Annotated in this window: 14 protein-coding genes; 6 read left to right on the top strand and 8 right to left on the bottom strand. The window is 50.3% G+C overall.

Features of this window, described 5'->3' with window-relative positions; genetic code table 11:
- Window positions 1-198 precede the first annotated feature (198 nt).
- Window positions 199-1,605 carry a mandelate racemase/muconate lactonizing enzyme family protein gene (locus Pan161_RS03945; protein WP_145224287.1) on the bottom strand — a complete coding sequence of 469 codons (1,407 nt, stop codon included), beginning with the start codon at window positions 1,603-1,605 and terminating at the stop codon, window positions 199-201.
- Between the two features lie 361 nt (window positions 1,606-1,966).
- Between Pan161_RS03945 and Pan161_RS03950 the strand changes: the two genes are divergently transcribed.
- The 3 genes from Pan161_RS03950 to Pan161_RS03960 all read left to right on the top strand — a co-directional run bounded on the left by Pan161_RS03950 (window position 1,967) and on the right by Pan161_RS03960 (window position 6,339).
- Window positions 1,967-3,217 carry a M16 family metallopeptidase gene (locus Pan161_RS03950; RefSeq protein ID WP_145224288.1) on the top strand — a complete coding sequence of 417 codons (1,251 nt, stop codon included), beginning with the start codon at window positions 1,967-1,969 and terminating at the stop codon, window positions 3,215-3,217.
- Complete coding sequence (locus Pan161_RS03955; protein ID WP_145224289.1) at window positions 3,204-4,436, top strand: M16 family metallopeptidase; 1,233 nt, start codon at window positions 3,204-3,206, stop codon at window positions 4,434-4,436. Before Pan161_RS03950 ends, Pan161_RS03955 begins: the two co-directional genes overlap by 14 nt.
- Window positions 4,437-4,671: 235 nt before the next feature.
- The gene (locus Pan161_RS03960) at window positions 4,672-6,339 is read left to right on the top strand and encodes an ATP-dependent nuclease (RefSeq protein WP_145224290.1); all 1,668 of its coding nucleotides are present in this window, start codon (window positions 4,672-4,674) and stop codon (window positions 6,337-6,339) included.
- 892 nt (window positions 6,340-7,231) lie between these two features.
- Here the strand turns inward: Pan161_RS03960 and Pan161_RS03965 are convergent.
- Window positions 7,232-8,065, bottom strand: coding sequence for a hypothetical protein (locus tag Pan161_RS03965; protein ID WP_145224291.1), 834 nt, complete (start codon window positions 8,063-8,065; stop codon window positions 7,232-7,234).
- 107 nt (window positions 8,066-8,172) lie between these two features.
- Complete coding sequence (locus tag Pan161_RS03970) at window positions 8,173-8,976, bottom strand: hypothetical protein (RefSeq protein WP_145224292.1); 804 nt, start codon at window positions 8,974-8,976, stop codon at window positions 8,173-8,175.
- A 77-nt stretch (window positions 8,977-9,053) separates the two neighbouring features.
- Here Pan161_RS03970 and Pan161_RS03975 point away from each other — a divergent pair, with 77 nt between their 5' ends.
- Window positions 9,054-9,740, top strand: coding sequence for a hypothetical protein (locus Pan161_RS03975; protein ID WP_145224293.1), 687 nt, complete (start codon window positions 9,054-9,056; stop codon window positions 9,738-9,740).
- Window positions 9,741-9,809: 69 nt separating this feature from the next.
- Here Pan161_RS03975 and Pan161_RS03980 read toward each other — a convergent pair whose 3' ends face one another.
- The gene (locus Pan161_RS03980; protein WP_145224294.1) at window positions 9,810-11,273 is read right to left on the bottom strand and encodes a hypothetical protein; all 1,464 of its coding nucleotides are present in this window, start codon (window positions 11,271-11,273) and stop codon (window positions 9,810-9,812) included.
- Window positions 11,274-11,553: 280 nt separating this feature from the next.
- Here Pan161_RS03980 and Pan161_RS03985 point away from each other — a divergent pair, with 280 nt between their 5' ends.
- Together Pan161_RS03985 and Pan161_RS03990 are read left to right on the top strand one after the other, a co-directional pair.
- Complete coding sequence (locus Pan161_RS03985) at window positions 11,554-11,886, top strand: hypothetical protein (protein ID WP_145224295.1); 333 nt, start codon at window positions 11,554-11,556, stop codon at window positions 11,884-11,886.
- A gap of 237 nt (window positions 11,887-12,123) precedes the next feature.
- Window positions 12,124-13,419 (top strand): ankyrin repeat domain-containing protein, encoded by a 1,296-nt coding sequence (locus Pan161_RS03990; RefSeq protein WP_197995683.1) that lies wholly within the window; start codon window positions 12,124-12,126, stop codon window positions 13,417-13,419.
- A gap of 5 nt (window positions 13,420-13,424) precedes the next feature.
- Here the strand turns inward: Pan161_RS03990 and Pan161_RS03995 are convergent, their stop codons facing one another.
- From Pan161_RS03995 to Pan161_RS04010, 4 genes are all read right to left on the bottom strand, one after another.
- The gene (locus Pan161_RS03995; protein WP_145224297.1) at window positions 13,425-13,748 is read right to left on the bottom strand and encodes a DUF971 domain-containing protein; all 324 of its coding nucleotides are present in this window, start codon (window positions 13,746-13,748) and stop codon (window positions 13,425-13,427) included.
- Between the two features lie 102 nt (window positions 13,749-13,850).
- Window positions 13,851-14,099: a hypothetical protein gene (locus tag Pan161_RS04000; RefSeq protein WP_145224298.1), complete on the bottom strand. Its 249-nt coding sequence runs from the start codon at window positions 14,097-14,099 to the stop codon at window positions 13,851-13,853.
- Window positions 14,100-14,122: 23 nt separating this feature from the next.
- Window positions 14,123-14,497, bottom strand: coding sequence for a hypothetical protein (locus Pan161_RS04005; RefSeq protein ID WP_145224299.1), 375 nt, complete (start codon window positions 14,495-14,497; stop codon window positions 14,123-14,125).
- A gap of 262 nt (window positions 14,498-14,759) precedes the next feature.
- Window positions 14,760-16,679: an ArnT family glycosyltransferase gene (locus Pan161_RS04010; protein WP_145224300.1), complete on the bottom strand. Its 1,920-nt coding sequence runs from the start codon at window positions 16,677-16,679 to the stop codon at window positions 14,760-14,762.
- Window positions 16,680-16,913: the final 234 nt, after the last annotated feature.

Raw genomic sequence — 16,913 nt, forward strand, 5'->3', positions numbered from 1 at the left:
GGTGATTGTTTCACAGCGTGATTACTCCTGTCAAATTGGCGGCCTATTTTCAAGAATAAAAATCTGCGCAAATCCCATACCAAACGGCAGGGGTAACCAACTTAATTTAAAGTAAGTGCCATTAGGCTAACGCCCCGGTTCTGCTACTTTGCTAAGTAGAATTCGAATCCAGAAGCGTTAGCCACGTCCCGCTGTGCCTTACCCTTTGATCAATAACGGCTGACGATTCGCTTTTTGATAGAGATCTTTCCACTCTTTTGAACCATCATTGGGAACCAGGCGTGTGTCGACGCCGCGTTCGAAGAAGGGCACATTGCCATCGCGGGCCGGGTTGAGGACGAAATTCACTTCGCCCGTATTGCCGAAATACATCTTCCGTCCGTCTTTCCATGTCGTTTCGATCAGGCGCGGCGGTTCCGGGCGGGAAGCCGGTTTTTTGACGCGGAGCTTTTCAATCAGATCACGATCCAGCTCATACCCCAGCCCCGGCTTGTCCGGGATTTGGGCGAATCCGTCTTTGACGACAATCGGTTCCGTCAACAGATTGTGTTTGTAAAGCTGGTGACAATTCACAGCCGGCCAGGTCGCATGACTCAACACCGCGCCGAACTGCAGTGAAAAGGCAGCGGTAATACCCGTACCGACCAACTGCAACCAGAACGGTTTGTCCGCCATCGCAGCGACTGCGCCCGAGGCCAGCAGCGCACTGGCACCATGTCCGATCACGAATCCATCGCAGATATTTTCGCGAATCGCAATCAAAGGCTCGGGAGTACCATAATGCATGGCGATATTCACATCGGTGGCCGCCATCAGCTTTTTGTTGCCGGCGATGTCATCCTGAAAGATCGGCGATTCAAAAATATCGACCTGCGGGTACTTCGCCAGGTCTTTCAGAATCGGCAGGGCACGCTCTGCATCCAGCAGCGTATCGTTGAAGTCCATATCGATTTTGAAGTTCTGCGGCACCACTTTGGTCGCTGCTTCAACCTGCGCCCAGACATCGAACCAGGGTCGCCCCTTGGTTTTGTAGGACATGTAGCCTTGCCTGTAAGCCTCGGCACACTCCAGAGCCATGTCTGCTACAGACGTGTCGATGTTCCACCAGGAGAGAGGCGTCTGCTCGTAAATCTTCTCGCCCAGCAAGGCATGCACCGGGACCTCGGCTGCTTTCGCGACCGCATCGAACAACGCCATCTGCAGGCCGGCACCCAGGTCGTCATCCCACATCATCGTGGCGGCATTTTTGCCTTGTGCTTTCTGGACGGCCTCGTCGGAAGTGGCATTCCACGTGTAATACAGCAGTGTCTCTCCGAAGCCGACGTGCCCCGATTTTAAATGCACTTCGACAATTTCAGTATACGCCCAGTGCGGCAGTTCGCGGGCCATGTTCCGGGCGGGCACTTCGCGAAAGGGAACTTTCACCGTGGTGCGCTCGATACGTTCGATTCGTAAATGTTTCGGCGACGCTTTTTGTTCTGCGGCCTGCACAGAACTGGAAATCAGAGCCAGCACTCCTGTACCTGCGACTCCGGCGAGACTTTTGCCCAGGAAATGTCTGCGGGAGATTCGGTTCGTTGCTGTCGTCTTGTTTTGCGTTCGCACCAGGTGATTCCTTTATTCGGGATGACTGATTGGGGAGGGACATCTTGAGAGGAACCGGAAACGACTCCAGCACCATCGCACATCCATCTTAACATCAATAACCCCCTATACGTCCAGCGCCCCGCGATGTTTTCTGGTATTTCTCGACACTACTGATCATTTAAGTCAACACGCCATTCCAGGTCTGAGATGACACTACCAAAACACGACTCCAGTCGCTAAGATCGCGGAATCGCTCTGATCAGAGCAGGCAGAGCCCCCTGAGCCAGCCGTAACTTACGTCGGTCGCAGACTTAATATCACTCGAGACTCTGATCAGTCACCTGGAAATGATCACATAAGCAGGAAGGTTGCATCCCGTATGGGTAAACAACTGATTCAAACCCATCAGTTTTCAAACGGACTGACGCTGGTCGCTGAAACCATGGACGATGTCCAGTCGGCCGCCTTTTCTATTCTGGTCCCCAGCGGCAGTATTTACGATCCCCCCAACAAGCGCGGCACCGCCAGTATCCTCTCCGAACTGGTCACCCGCGGGGCCGGTCCTTATGACAGCCAGCAGCTTTCGTGTGCCCTTGATGATCTCGGCGTGCAACGACACGAAGGTATCACCAGCGGACACATCACCTTCAGCGGAGCGACGCTCGCCGGCAACCTGGCCGAAACCCTCAAGATCTACGGCGAGATCCTCAAGAACCCGCATCTGCCGGTCAACCAGTTTGACGCCGCCCGCGCCGGAGTCGCGCAGGCGCTGCTGTCAGTCGAAGATGATGCCCGGCAGAAAGCACTCGTCGAGCTCAAACGGCACGCCTTTCCCGCTCCCTGGGGACTGCCCAACGACGGGGAACTGGAACACCTGGAATTCATCACCATCGACGATGTCCGCACGCTGTATGAAAACTGCTTCCATCCCAACGAAACCATCATCGGCGTCGCCGGCAATGTCGACTTCGAACAGGTCAAGCAGATCATCGAAGAACTGTTCGGCGACTGGAAAACCAGTAGCATCAGCGAAGAACCCGCCATGGTCTTTGCCGACGAGAACCGGTTCTTCACCGAACAGGATACCACACAGACGCACCTGGGCATCGCGTACGACGCCGTCCCGTACGGCCATCCCGAATATTACGCCGCCTGGGCTGCCGTCGGCATCCTGAGTGGGGGCATGAGCGCCCGGCTGTTTACCGAAGTCCGCGAGAAACGCGGGCTGTGCTATACGGTTTCCGCCTCGCTCTCCGGCATGCCGGGACTGGGCCGCGTGCTCTGTTATGCAGGCACCACGTCAGAACGGGCCCAGGAAACTCTCGACGTCACCCTCTTTGAACTCACCCGCCTGGGTGACGGCATTGAAGAATCCGAACTGGAACGCTGTAAAGCCCGCGCCAAAAGTTCGCTGATCATGTCGCAGGAATCGACGTCGTCCCGCGCCAGTTCGATTGCCCGTGACTGGTTCTATCTCAAACGCATTACCACACTCGACCAGATCAACGACGAAATTCAGCAGCTGACCACCGACCGCGTGTTGAATTACATCCACGCGCACCCCGCAGCGAATTTCACCGTCTTAACGATCGGCCCCCAACCATTAGAGGTTCCCAGTGATATTTCATAAAGCACAATTAGACAACGGCCTGCAGATCATCGCCGAGCTGAATCCGAGCGCGCACAGCCTCGCCATCGGTTACTTCGTCCGCACCGGCTCCCGCGATGAAACCGACGCGGTGTCCGGCGTGAGTCACTTCCTCGAACACATGGCGTTCAAAGGGAACGAAAAATATTCCGCCGACGATGTGAACCGCATCTTCGATGAGATCGGCGCGAACTACAACGCCTCCACCAGCGAAGAGATCACACTGTTCTACGGCTCCTTTTTGCCCGAATACGTGGAAACCGCGATGGAGCTGCTCTCCACGCTGATCTATCCCACGCTGCGTCAGGAAGATTTCGACATGGAGAAAAAGGTGATCCTGGAAGAGATCGGCATGTACGACGATCTGCACAGTTTCACCGCGTATGAAAAAGTGATGCAGGCCCACTTCCAAGGGCATCCGCTGGGACGCAGCATCCTGGGTTCCGTGCAGTCGATCACCGATCTCACCGCCGAACAGATGCGCGACTACCATGCCAAACATTACCTGGCAGGCAACCTGACGCTGGCCATCACCGGCAATGCCGACTGGGAACAGATCCTGGAACTGGCTCACAAACTGTGTGACCACTGGCCGGCAGGCAAGAGCGAGCGCCCCATCGACGAAGCGCAGCCCAGCACGGGCACGCAGACGATCATCGAGAAAGCCATCCAGCAGCAGCACATCATGGAACTGGGCCCCGCACCCGCGGCGCAGGACAATCTGCGGCTGCCGGCAGAAGTATTGTCGGTGGTGATCGGCGACGATTCCAACAGCCGCCTGTACTGGAAGCTGGTTGATACAGGTCTGGCCGAATCCGCCGAACTCGGCTTCAACGAATACGACGGCAGCGGTACCTGGCTGACCTACCTCTGCTGCGACCCCGAGCTGACCGAAGACAACCGCAAGCTGATCGAGCAGATCTTCGACGACGTGAACGAGAACGGCATCACCCAGGAAGAACTGGACCGCGCCCGCAACAAAATCGCGTCCCGCCTGGTACTAAGAAGCGAACGCCCGATGGGCCGCCTGTCGTCATTAGGAGGCAACTGGGTCTACCGCGGCGAATACTTTTCCGTCGCCGACGACCTGAAACTCCTCAACAACATCACCCTGTCCGACATCCAGAAACTACTGGAGAAATACCCGCTGGGACACAGTACGACCGCGGCGGTAGGGCCGCTGACGAGTGTGGCGGAGTAGGGTATCGGAACACATCAGATCCATTAAAAGCAGGCCTTTGTGCCTGCTTTTTTTACATTAGCTTACGAGTAAATCAGTGAGATAAACAACCGATTCTCCATAAGAAAATTCAAGGAATTATCAAACACTCTGATGTAATTTCATTAGTTCTGTAGCTTACATTGATACGGAGCAGGCAGGGCTTTACACTAAACACATACACACACGTATCACTAATATTTTGGAGCTTCTGTAAGTGATTAAATCAATCAAATTGAAATTCGGATCAGCTCCTGGAAATACACCCGTTGAATTTAATATCGCTCCTATAACAATCTTTGTCGGTCCAAATAATTCTGGCAAGAGTAAAGTTTTGAGCGAAATCAAGGATTTCTGTAATCGTGGAATTTCACATCCAGATAATTTGATTCTTGATCACATCACGTTTGATGAAAACGTTTCTGATCCTAATACTCTTTTGCAAAGTATTAAACGTCCACCCAGACCACGAGATAGTATCGATCCAACGAAAATATATGTAGGAAATGAAAACAGCCAAATTCAAGTTCACGAAGACCGGATCTTATCGGTATTAAAAAACCCAAACTCAGATCCGGATCTGTTCTGTAGAGCATATTTTTGGTACCAAGTATTAAAGATAGACCACCAAAACCGAACGGGATTAATTCGAGATTCCTCTATTCAAGATCCTCAAGGAAAGATCAATGACGTAGCTAATACTTTATTTAATGATGACAATAAGCGAGAAATTCTTCGTGAAATGTTATTTAGAACATTTGATAAATATATAGTCCTTGACCCAACTTTACTTGGTTATCTCCACATTCGTTTTTCTGACGCACGACCTAAAAATCACTTAGAGGAACGAGGATTTCATGAGGAAGCTGTACAATTCCATAAAAGAGCAAAACGTCTTGAAACTTATAGCGATGGAGTAAAAGCATTCACAGGTATTCTCGCCCAAATAATCGCAGGTGATCCAAAGGTAATTATGATCGATGAGCCGGAAGCATTTCTCTCTCCCACATTATCATTCAAACTTGGTAAAGAACTTGCCCTCTCAGCATCTTCTTCAGATAAACGACTATTTGTATCAACACACAGTGCAAATTTTGTGATGGGTTGTATTCAATCGGGCGTTCCAATAAACATCGTGCGACTGACCTATCATAACGACGTACCAACTGCCAGAACCTTACCTAACGAGATGCTCCTTAAACTGATGCGTGATCCACTCTTTCGTTCTACCGGAGTGCTGGAAGGTTTATTCTTCGATGCCGTAATTGTTACAGAAGCCGACTCGGATCGTGCCTTCTACCAGGAAATCAATGAGCGATTATTGCAACCGACTAAAGATCGTGGGATCCCCAATTGCCTGTTTCTGAACGCACAGAACAAGACAACGGTGCACAAAATTATTAAACCACTGAGAGAACTCGGGATACCAGCAGCTGGGATAGTAGATATAGATATCATCAAGAATGGAGGAAAAGATTGGACTGATTTCATGCAGAGTGGTTATCTACCAGAGGCGAGTCATCTTGGCTTAGGGCAAAATCGCTCAGCGATTGACAATAAATGCAAAGCAACTGGAAAGTGTATGAAGAGAGATGGTGGAATCGATATTTTAAATAATGCTGACAAGGAAGCAGCAAGTATCCTCTTCAAACAACTCGCTGATTATGGTTTATTTATTGTTGAAATTGGTGAATTAGAATCTTGGTTGAAATATTTAGGAGTATCAGGAAAAAAAAGGGATTGGCTTATCAATATTTTTGAGAAGATGGGTGAAGATCCTAATGCACCTGATTATGTCGCACCAAAGGCAGATGACGTCTGGGCATTCATGGATGTAATATCAGCATGGTTTAAAAACCCAAAGCGGAAGGGTATTCCTAATTAAAAGAATTCAAACTATGAGATAAATAGTAATGTGCGTATTAAGACTTTCAGGCCCATACAAAGAACTTTCATCTTCAATAGTCAACACATTCGCCGAGTTCACAGAAGCCATTTCAGCACGAAAAGATCGTGAGAGCGGGCGTACGACAGAACAGGATCAATCAACATTCAATTGCACAGTAAGCAACGAGAATGGTGATTGTGTTCCTGCTCAGATCACTGATGCCATCAGCTTTCTCACAAGACATCGGACTGACATCAAGGAATTGCGATCACGAAGTGGTGTTGAACAAGCTATCCTCGACTTTGCCTGGGATTTTCCCCGAGAAAGCACAGGGCAATTCAATCGGTTACCCTTGCTGCTGCTTGAGTTGTGTACTGAGTTACGACTGGAAATCAAGGTTACTGTATATGGTGTAGCTTCTTCACAACTCTGAATAAACTACAACACTGCTAACGACGGGGTAGCACTGTTGGCTTGCCAACAGTGTAAACAGGGGACCGCTCCCACCCGTTATATCTGACTGAAGCCACAAATACTTACCCGTTAATTTCTTTGGATCTGTCAGGTCAAATCAGATTCATCCGCATCGCCAGTCTGTTCGAATCGAAACAGACTCTAAATCAAATTCTCTATCACATTCTGCGTCAACTCCCATCACTGTTGGCAAGCCAACAGTGCCACCCGATTTGCCAACAGTGCCACCCGATTGCGTGAGATGATTGAGAATCGAACTGGATAGATTGCCGTACCTCAATCCCCGCTGACGCCCGCAAACACATATTCCACCGGCTCACCTTCCTTGAAGACAGTCAAGCAGAGGCTGGTTCGTTTGCCCGCCTGGCTTACGGTTGTTGTGCTTTCCTCGCAGAACTCGAAACGAAATGTGTGACTACTTCTGCTTCTCCGGCAGCAACTCAGCCGGGATCTGGTTGACCAGTTTCTGGGCTTTGATCTGCTGTAGACGCTTTAACTCGGCCTGGACGTCGTGGCCCAGTTGCTGGCGGCGTTTGAGGATCTGGATCTCCAGGGGGAGGATATTCACGAAGTAACTCTCCGCGTCGGCGGCACCAATTTTTTTCTCTGCCGCAAGCATCCAGTTCAGACATTTAATCTGCTGCTCCGTGTAGGAGAGGTTCTGATTTGCAATCAGCCATTTCTTCAAACCGCCGGCTTCAGCAAACGGTGATCCCTTCCAGACAGGCTTGGGGTGCGACTTCCCGTCCCGGCCTTTACGGGCATAGCCATACCGGGAATAACCTTTGGGTCGGTCCTGCAACTGGTACACCATATTCCAGTAACAGGCATCGCCTACTGCAAATCCGAGGTAATGATTGCGAAAAGGGATCGAAGGACGTTTGTCGTCCAGATGTTCCACTAACGCCGGGAAAGCCAGTTCCTTGTATTTAGACAGCTTTTGAAAGGCGTCGATGCAGAGATCCCACTCTTTTTCCCGGGCTTTCTCATCTTTGGAATCGATACTCTCATCGAACACCAGTTGCTCAATCAAAGCGCGAATCTGTTTTTCCTGCTGTGGCGTTGCTTTCGCCTTTCGCTGCCCCGTAGTGGCTGCCTGCTGCTTGACAGATTGCGCCGGAACCGATTGACTGCTCACCGCCTGCCTTTCTTCGGGAGGGGCAGCCATCGCCTGGCTTACAACAAACAGGCATTGCGTGAAACAAAGCAGACAGACTGCCAGCCAAAGCGGGGTACAGGAACGTTTCATAATTCTGATCTCCATTTCATGAATGAGCGGTTCTACCCATCATAAAACTTCTCTGAACGACAGTCCAGAGGAAGGAGAATTTCCTGCTGATCGATCAAGTTGACCTTTCAATCCCCGCTCACGCCCACAAACACATATTCCACGGGTTCACCTTCTTCATACACGGTCAGATAAACGGCGTGCCAGCGTTCGCAGAGTTCGTGCAACTTGCCGGACTGTTCGGCTGACTGGATCATGGCTCTGGTGGGTTGGGTGGTGCCGAACAGGGTTTGCAGTTGTTCGTCGCTGAGGGAGGTCGCCGCGCCTGATTGCGGGGTGGGGGAGATGTGCTGGATGTCGAGGATCGAATGTGTGCCGGCTGCGGCGCACTGTGCGAGCAGTTCGTCGATCGTGGCGGGGGGCGTGCTGCTGCTTTCCAGGGCTTCCCGGGCGGCGAAGACGAAGCCTTTCTTGTCGACCTGTTCGAGCAGCCTGCGGACATCGCGGGTCTGCTGCTCGGAGTCAACCGTATCTAAACCCAGGCCGCTGAGTGCCTGGTCCAGTTCCTGGCTGATCTTGAGCAGTTTCTGCAAATCATTGGTCCGCGGTGCGGCTTTCGCCAGCGTGGCGTCGTCAGTCCTTGCGATCAAATCGCCGGGCAGCGTGAACTCGCGGCGGTCAAACACGGCTTGACGCAGCTGCTGCAGACTGAAATTCACATCATGAGTATACGTACAAGAATAAAGCCAGCCGGTCGCTGCCATGTGTGCTTCTCCGTGTTGATTAAAGGCCCGCTCACGGGATTGACACCTGAATCTTAAATACACTTCTCTAAATCGGATTTCAAGCACGGATTTCCGGAAGTACAGAGAATTCATAATTTTATTGCTGCCACGAAAGACACGAAAACGCGCGAAAAACACTCTGGCCAAACACGTCTCCTCTACAGAGGACACTGTGCTGATTCGAGAGAAATCGTTTGCTTCGCATGGCGGGGCAGAGTATCGTAATGGTTCAGTCGCCTGCTCCTGCTTCAAAAGACTCCGGCGTTCACGGTCGCTGGTTGCAGATGTGCGGCGTTCTTTTGAGTTCATTGTTTGAGAGGGAAGATGTGATGCCCAAGGTTGTTTCACGCTGGCCGGCAGTTGGCGGGATGCTGTTGCTCTTGCTCTGTTTCAGTGGCTGCGGTTCTCACAGCGACGATTCCCGGACGGACACAGCGCAGGTCGTCCAGTTGCGTTCTGCTTCTGATAGTAAAATTGAGTTCGAGATTACTCACAGTCAGATCAATGCGGTGTCGCTGTATATTGGTGAGAAGAAATATGGCACTTATGGTAATCCGAATGATTCCCCTGCTGTTCGCCACAATCATTTGCGAACGCTGATCAGTCTGGAAGTCTCAGATAAGTTAAAACTGGAAGGGGGCGAAACAGGGTACGGCTTCATACTCACAACGACTTCGAAAAATGACAAAACGGGCGGGTCGGCATCGTGCACTTCTTATAAAGCGATTACAGAAACCGGGCCGCTACCTTACGGTCGGGTGAAGCTGAGAACACCGGATAACATCGTTCAGACTCCTGACAGCATCGGACTGGCAGATCTGGAAACTCCCACTGGCAGCCTGATTCCCATTTCGATCCGACTTTATTTCCCTCCCGTTCCGTCTGCCGCAGTTACTGCAGCAGTCCGGTAGTTCGATCCATCCCTTCGGGGAGCGGAGAAAAAGTCGTTTTATTGCTACCTCGAAACACACGAAAACCATTTACCGCGGTTGATACCAGCCTGGCTGGTGTGCGGCTCTGGCGGCTGCCTGGTTTTCGTTCCACCAGCGGGTCCAGCGGGCGTGGTTGCGGAAATAGTTGTCGCCAGCGAGTTCGACCAATGTGCTTAAAGCATGGCCTCGGGCGTGCGGTGTATACAGGTTGACGGGCTGATCGATCTGATCACAGGCAACATCGATGAGAAAAGGAACGCCGCGGAAGTCACCCAGCTGACATAAAATACGGGCGGCACTCACTCGAGCATAAATATTCTCTGACTCGTACAACTTGAGATAAGCCTCCGTCACCGCCGGTTGATTGAAAAAGTGATTGGTATTTAACATCAACTCACTGATCGTTGCAAATGTGTCTTCATCTCTGGCAGCCAGTTCGATTGTGGCAGCCGTGAACGCGGCGATATCGATCTGTCCCCATTTCTTCGACCACCAGATTTCGAATTCGACTGGATCCGTCGGCACCGTTTCCTGAAAATGGTTGGCATAGATCTTGCAAATAGGGGCCTGCTGCTCAGGTGTTACATTCTCGAATGTCATAAATTTATCAAGGAAGCGGATACTGATACCAAACACCAGTCCCTGGTGGAGGTAGTAGTCATTGTACAAGCTGTCAATCCAGTAAATGAGTTCCGGATCGTCAGTCTCGGCACGGTAAACCTGCAGTTCCTGATAAGCGATATCAGTACGAGTTGCAGCCAGGCCTCCCAGTAAAAACAGTTTCCGGTCTTTGTCCGTTTCATTCCGGCAGGCAGTAACCAGCGTGCGGAGCAGGGCCTGGGAAAGGAACTCGCTGCGAACTTCAAATTGAAAAGGATTGATTGAATGTTTAAGCTGATCCGGCGTCATCCGGCTCACGGGAGTGAGATCATAGTTTCCCCGTGTCCAGCGAACGTCTCCCAAAAGCGTCACGACATGCTCTGAGCCTTCCATAGTATTTTCCCGCATCTCATCCTGCTCTTCAGCCGACTTCTCGATGTACGCTGCCCAGGCTTCTCTGGTGTGTAATTTCACCCAGACCTGATCCAACAGATCACGGTTCTCAGTCAGTACCTTGCCGGGGGCCAGGATCTGACTTAACTCTTCCAGTTGACCGATACAGTCCCACTGCAGATTTTGAAATCGCAGCCTTTCAAACGACGAAGCCAGATAGTCCAGCGCCAGACGACGCTCTGCAGCGGGGACCGCTTTGTTCTGAGAGATCCGTGCCAGTTCAACGAGATAACCGACAGGGCAGCCCTGAGAGAATTCGAACTCCAGCTCTTCCTTCGCCGCCGGGTCCTTAGCCACTGCCTCATGGATCAGATATCGCAGATCAAGATTGGACTCAGGATAAACCTTACGCTTGATGGGTGATTCCAGATTGTCACAAGAAGACGCGGTACAGAGCAGCGCCAGCAAACCGCAGAGCAGGGTCATACGATGGATCAAGATGTGAGAGTGTATCGACATCCGATTGCTTTCGAATGGGAATTATGGTGTATCCGCGTTCCAGTATAACCGAAGTTGCCAGCACTGTCTTTCAGCGATACGAAGAAAAGGTATTTTAATTGATATCACGAATAATACGAACGGACACGAACATCAGCAGGGAGCACAATCGCTTCCATCTCTTCGATCCCGGTACTAATCAATGAGCATGTGTTCGGGAGATTCATCTCTGTTGAACCGGGTGACATCGGATAAGCTCGACTCGGTCTGTTTTATTTTCAAACCGGAGAGGTAACAGGAAATGTTCATTCAAAAATCGGATGAGAAGGATTATGGGGAAGGGCGCAGTGGGGTCAAGTCGATCTGGCGCGACATTGGCTCGGGAGTGGTCCTGTTTGCGGAAGATACGTCACGGATAGGGCTGTTACTGCGTGAAAAAAGAGCAAAAAGGGCACGTTTTCAGATCACCGGAGATGCGTGCCGCCGTCAAATGTGCTTGAAACGGGGGGCTTTTATAGTGCTGATCTCCCCAGGAGAACGGATCTGTCGTATGCGAAAAAACGTGCTACGCGCGCGACGCTTAGCGATGCAGTCTCGCCAGCGTCGTGCGGACGTCAAGAGGAACTTTGAGTAGTGGGATTTCGGCAGTGAATTGATGAATTTGCTGAATCGATTTATCTGTTGAGGAATACTGATATGATACGCATATGCAATGACTTTGGTTCTGTTCCCTCCAACGACACCCTCTTTTTGGGTTTAAAATTTCATGCTGTACTTACAAATCATTTTTCTACGAACAGGAATCACCTGTCTGGTGTCGTTCCTTCTGCTTGGTCTGGTGGGATGTGGGAAAGGAAATGAGGAGGCACATATGGATCAGAAATCGAAAAGAGAAGTGAATCCGGAAATCAAGCAATTTCATCAAGTCGTGAAAGAGGGGACACTGGCTGAACTGCAGCAGAGATTAGAGTCGGGGATTGACGTCAATGCAGAGGGTGATAGTGGAATGAACGCGTTGATGATCGCGTTGGAAGCCAAAGATCTGAAGAAGATGCAGTTACTGCTGACCAGGGGGGCGGATCCTGAATTGACTGACGATCATAATGCAACGGCTCTTGATTATGCTGTGAGCGAGGATTTTGCAGCGGGCGTGCAGGAGCTACTGGCGCGGGGGGTTGACCGGGGCTATCATCCCAAATATCCACTGAAGAAAATTGATTATGGTGAGGATACATTCGATTTCATCAAGATTAATATGCCGGAAGAACTTAAAGGAGAGATGTCGGAGGAAGAGTGGCTTGAGTCGTTCGAAGAGACGAAAGCCCTGATGGAGGAAATGGGACAGAACCCGACGGTGGAGCCTGCGATTGTCGGTGTTTACAGTGTCGAGGTTTTAAAGCTGTTTCTGGCAGCCGGCGATGATCTGAGCCTGGCGTCACCTGAAATGAAACGCCTGCTGCTGAAGCTGGATGATCAAGCCATGTTCCAGGCAACTCCTGCTGAGTATCTCAAGTACAAATCGCCGCGATTTGGAACGGCAAATCCGGAGCGGATGGACAACCCGTTCTGGTCAGACATGATTCAAATCGGCGGTAACGCCTACCAGGCGCGAGAGCACTTCCAGGATGGAACCGCATTTGAAAAGCCGGGGGTTGTGTGGTGTGCTGATCGTTTCGGTTCTTCGCTGACCCCTGTAAAAGAGGGACGCTATGTGCAGGTGGGCGGCGAGCATGAAGACTATTACGACCCGGATTTTTATATTTACAACGATGTCGTGATTTATGATGGCAAAGGGAGTTTTCAGATTCTGGGATATCCAAAAGACGTTTTCCCGCCCACTGATTTTCACACTGCGACACTGGTAGAAGACACGATTTATCTGATCGGCGGCGCGGGGTATCCTGAACAGCGAAAGCCGGGATTTACTCCCGTTTACCGGTTGCATACGGGCTCGTGGAAAATCGAAGCGGTGAAAACTTCAGGGGAGATGCCGGGGTGGATTTCAAATCATCGTACCCGTTATGAGCCGACGAAGAATACGATTCGAGTCGAAGCGGGAAAATTGAGCATCTTGAACGAAGATGAAGAGCTGGATCTGGTAACTAATCAAAGTGAATACGAGCTGGATCTATCAACACTTGTCTGGCGGAAGCTGAAGTCAGACTGATGAGTTTACTCAACGACTTCACCCAGTTCGCGGAGGTGTTCGAAAGTGAACAGGCCGGTATTGTGACCATCACTGAAGGTGATGCGGTAGGCGTAGTTGCCGGCGAGGCTCATCTTGTCGACCTGGACGGGCTGGGCTTCCAGTGGGGTGAGGATCGGGAGTTTAACCGGGTCGGCGGCGGCCTGTTTTTTCTCATTGCGACAGGTGACGCAGGGGCAGGCTTTGCGGAGTTCTCCGTAAGTGTAGCGCCTGCGCTGACCGTCATCCCAACCGATGAGCAGGGCGTTTTCGCCTTCGAGTTTCTTGAGTTCAACCGGAGTCGGATCCATGGAAGTATATTCTATTTGAAGACTGTTAACAGTGGTCTCTTTAGAGGACGGCTTGACTGTAATGAGCGAGCGGCGAATGCTCAAGCCAGTTGATGAATAATGTCAGCGATCTTTTCGCAAACATTTGTCAGCAATGGTCAGGATCACCAGGCCGATGAAGCCGAAGGAGAGAAACCACAGGGAAACCGTACTCATCCGCTGCACCCATGCTACTTGATTCGCGAGGTCTGCCGGAACGCGAATCTGATCAACGTGAAAGTAGACCCAGGCATAACAGCCGGGGCCGACGACCAGGCCAGCCAGAATGGTCAACCCGATAATTGTGATCAGAAACGGGTAGCGTGATAACATCCAGGCAGATTCCTTATTCGATTTCAGCGGACAACGGTTCGATCTGACTGGCTTAAGGGCACGATATAATACTCGATCCCATTGATCTGGTTGCGTCTCCAGTTTGGGGGAATCGCGGGTTTTTGCGGCAACGTCGGGATCACTCTCGGGGTACCTGACTGGGGCAGATGTATGCGAGGTGGAGAGGGCATTTGTGTTACCGGGAAGCGAAGGGGATTCGGTTTTTGTTCCAGTTCCCTGACGCGTTGTTCGAGTTGTTCGATCCGTTTCAGCATTTTTTTCACATCGAGGTCTGCATCTAAAATCGGTTTCTCTGCCTCCACGGCACTTTGCAGACTTCCTGCCATCAGACACAGCAGCACAACGATCATCGTCAGGTGAACAGACCAGCTTTTCATTCTGAATACTCCTTGCCACTTGGTTTACATAAATAACAACCGGAAGGTACCAGGTTGTCGTCTAGCAATCAGTAGGACGAAATGAGCTTTATGATAGTTCCCTGTAGATTACAGAAAAGGGCTTTCTCAGGATATTGATATATGAGTGATGATAGTATGTTGCAGCCGGCAATCAAGCCCATCTTGTACTGAGAAAAGATGCCTGTTCTATTTCGACTTTTAGTCCAGACTGATCATTCTGGATAAAAATCATTTTTATTTGTCATTCCCTGAAATCAGTTGACGGGGCGGACGTACTTTTTCCCCCCTTATTGGTCATTTCTTTGAGAGCATCACCATCTCTCATTTTCTGCAGTCGAGCCAGTGATTCCCGCAAAGCCTGCTTAGCTTCGGGTGTATCTAACTTGAAAACGAACATCGAATAGCCAACGTGTTTAAAAGGTTCAATGGAACGGAACGCTTCAAATGGATCATGGTCCATGTAGAGTCCATGCAGAAAACCGGCAGACAGCACCAGATATTTCCTCTGATTCAGGTTATCGAGTACATCATCTCTCAAGGGATGTACTTTGATCCCGTACGACTTAGGGAGTGCAGTTCCAAAATAATAAAGTACGCATTTTTCGCGATCTTCCGGGGGAAGTTCAGCGATCATTTTCTGCAAAGCAGGCAGGTCCTGTCCCCAGTCCAGATTGGAGTCCAGCAGGAGGAGATGCCCTGCTGACGGGCCACCGACAAAGGAATTGAAATAAGAGAGAAAATGTGGTTTTACGGAAGCGATTGAGACGACTTGAAATCCAACACAGAGAATACAGAGTAGAATGACCCTGTAAAAACGGTGTTGGTTCCAATGGCAAAACTGGTCGATGGTAAATAGAACCATCAGTGGATAAAGCGTCAAAAGATAACGTTGACCAATATTAATACGGCTGGTCAACAGCATTCCGAGCAGGACAAGGCCAGCGAGCAACCAGATAGCCGGAGCATGATAAGTTGCTGTCTGTGACCTGAGCGGAGAATATTCCTTAGGATCTGCAGAAATTTCGTCTATGAGTGTATTGCTGCTCAATTTCCAGGCGTGATACAAAAAGAACAGACTCAGAATCAGCCCGAGAATTGTCAAAAACAATTCGACTGGCGTACTCTTGAAGAACCAGGTCAATGGAAAATAGTACCACCAGCCAGATTCAGAAACCTCTCCCATCAGGTACGCCACATGGCCTCCCGAATTATGCTGAATCTGGAAGAGAATGCCAGCCAAAGGAGCAGGGTATTTCAGAGTACTATGTGAGACTTCCATAATCTGCTGCGCGACAGCGCCACGCCCCAGCACGCGTACCCATGCCGAATCGTCCGGTGTTTCTGCATAGGGAACGGCCTTTAGCGGCCCACCGAATTGAAACAGATGAAATGCCCAGGTCAACGGTAACAAAAAAACCAGGAATACAGAAAACACGAAGGTCACCTGTTTCATGTATCCCCAGAAGGACCTTCCGGAAAATGGTGACCCAGGTTTAAACGTATTGAAGACCATCACAATCAGCACGCAGGGCAGTAGAAATAAACCTGAATATTTTACAGAAATCGCAACTCCAACAGCCAGCGCCAGCCAGAACAGGTTTCTGAGACTGGGGCGTTTCCAGTAACAGGTGAGCGTTGCCAGCGCAATCAGCGCTGATAATGTGAAACAGGAATCCGTGGTTGCCAGTGAGAAATGGGCGATCATTGTCGGCGAAAACATAATCAGAGCGGCACCGAAAATCCCTGCAATATAACCTCTTCGTCTGTAGAGCCAGAAATAGACCAGAAGCATCGTCGGTATGCCAACCAGCAGCGAATTCATAAACCGAGCTTCAAATATCAGCTCGGCATCAGCAATACTTCCCTTCCAGGGTCTGGGACGTTCATCGCCTTCTGTACTCCAGACAACCGGAAGATAGTTCAGCAGCACCGGTAGGGGCGCGACTCCTGATTGACAGAGCCTTGGGTCAATCGTCCCCTGATTCACACTGGCCAAGGCAGTAGATAAATAAAACGTCTCATCAAAAACCGGACTTTTAGCAACTCGAAAGCTGGTTGTCAGATCCAGAATTAATGATGCAAATAGAACAGGAGTTCCCCAGACCAGAATGAAACGCAAAATCTTTTTGAGAAGACTATCTTTGATTTCTCGATTTCTCATTTAAAACATTCGTCTGACGCAGAGTTAAATTTTTCATACATGCAGTAGGGATAAGAGATTCAACGGTGAACCCGGATTCTTTCTTCGATGAACAAGATAATATCGCCGAAGAAGAGGCAAAATCCAGAATTAATAGACCATGCAACTATAAATCAATAGAGACAATCGGTATTTCCGTCATAATCGGCGAGTACTGAGTTCCTGCATGCAGAATCAGAGTGGTCTATTTCGTGA

It is taken from the genome of Gimesia algae (assembly GCF_007746795.1).
GTDB lineage: Bacteria > Planctomycetota > Planctomycetia > Planctomycetales > Planctomycetaceae > Gimesia > Gimesia algae.

Bases quoted from the DNA above. Each gene is read 5' to 3' on its own strand.
- Pan161_RS04005 (WP_145224299.1), bottom strand. From the start codon at position 14,497: ATGAAAAGCTGGTCTGTTCACCTGACGATGATCGTTGTGCTGCTGTGT.
- Pan161_RS03990 (WP_197995683.1), top strand. From the start codon at position 12,124: ATGGATCAGAAATCGAAAAGAGAAGTGAATCCGGAAATCAAGCAATTT.
- Pan161_RS04000 (WP_145224298.1), bottom strand. From the start codon at position 14,099: ATGTTATCACGCTACCCGTTTCTGATCACAATTATCGGGTTGACCATT.
- Pan161_RS03950 (WP_145224288.1), top strand. From the start codon at position 1,967: ATGGGTAAACAACTGATTCAAACCCATCAGTTTTCAAACGGACTGACG.
- Pan161_RS03985 (WP_145224295.1), top strand. From the start codon at position 11,554: ATGTTCATTCAAAAATCGGATGAGAAGGATTATGGGGAAGGGCGCAGT.
- Pan161_RS04010 (WP_145224300.1), bottom strand. From the start codon at position 16,679: ATGAGAAATCGAGAAATCAAAGATAGTCTTCTCAAAAAGATTTTGCGT.
- Pan161_RS03980 (WP_145224294.1), bottom strand. From the start codon at position 11,273: ATGTCGATACACTCTCACATCTTGATCCATCGTATGACCCTGCTCTGC.
- Pan161_RS03965 (WP_145224291.1), bottom strand. From the start codon at position 8,065: ATGAAACGTTCCTGTACCCCGCTTTGGCTGGCAGTCTGTCTGCTTTGT.
- Pan161_RS03975 (WP_145224293.1), top strand. From the start codon at position 9,054: ATGGTTCAGTCGCCTGCTCCTGCTTCAAAAGACTCCGGCGTTCACGGT.
- Pan161_RS03995 (WP_145224297.1), bottom strand. From the start codon at position 13,748: ATGGATCCGACTCCGGTTGAACTCAAGAAACTCGAAGGCGAAAACGCC.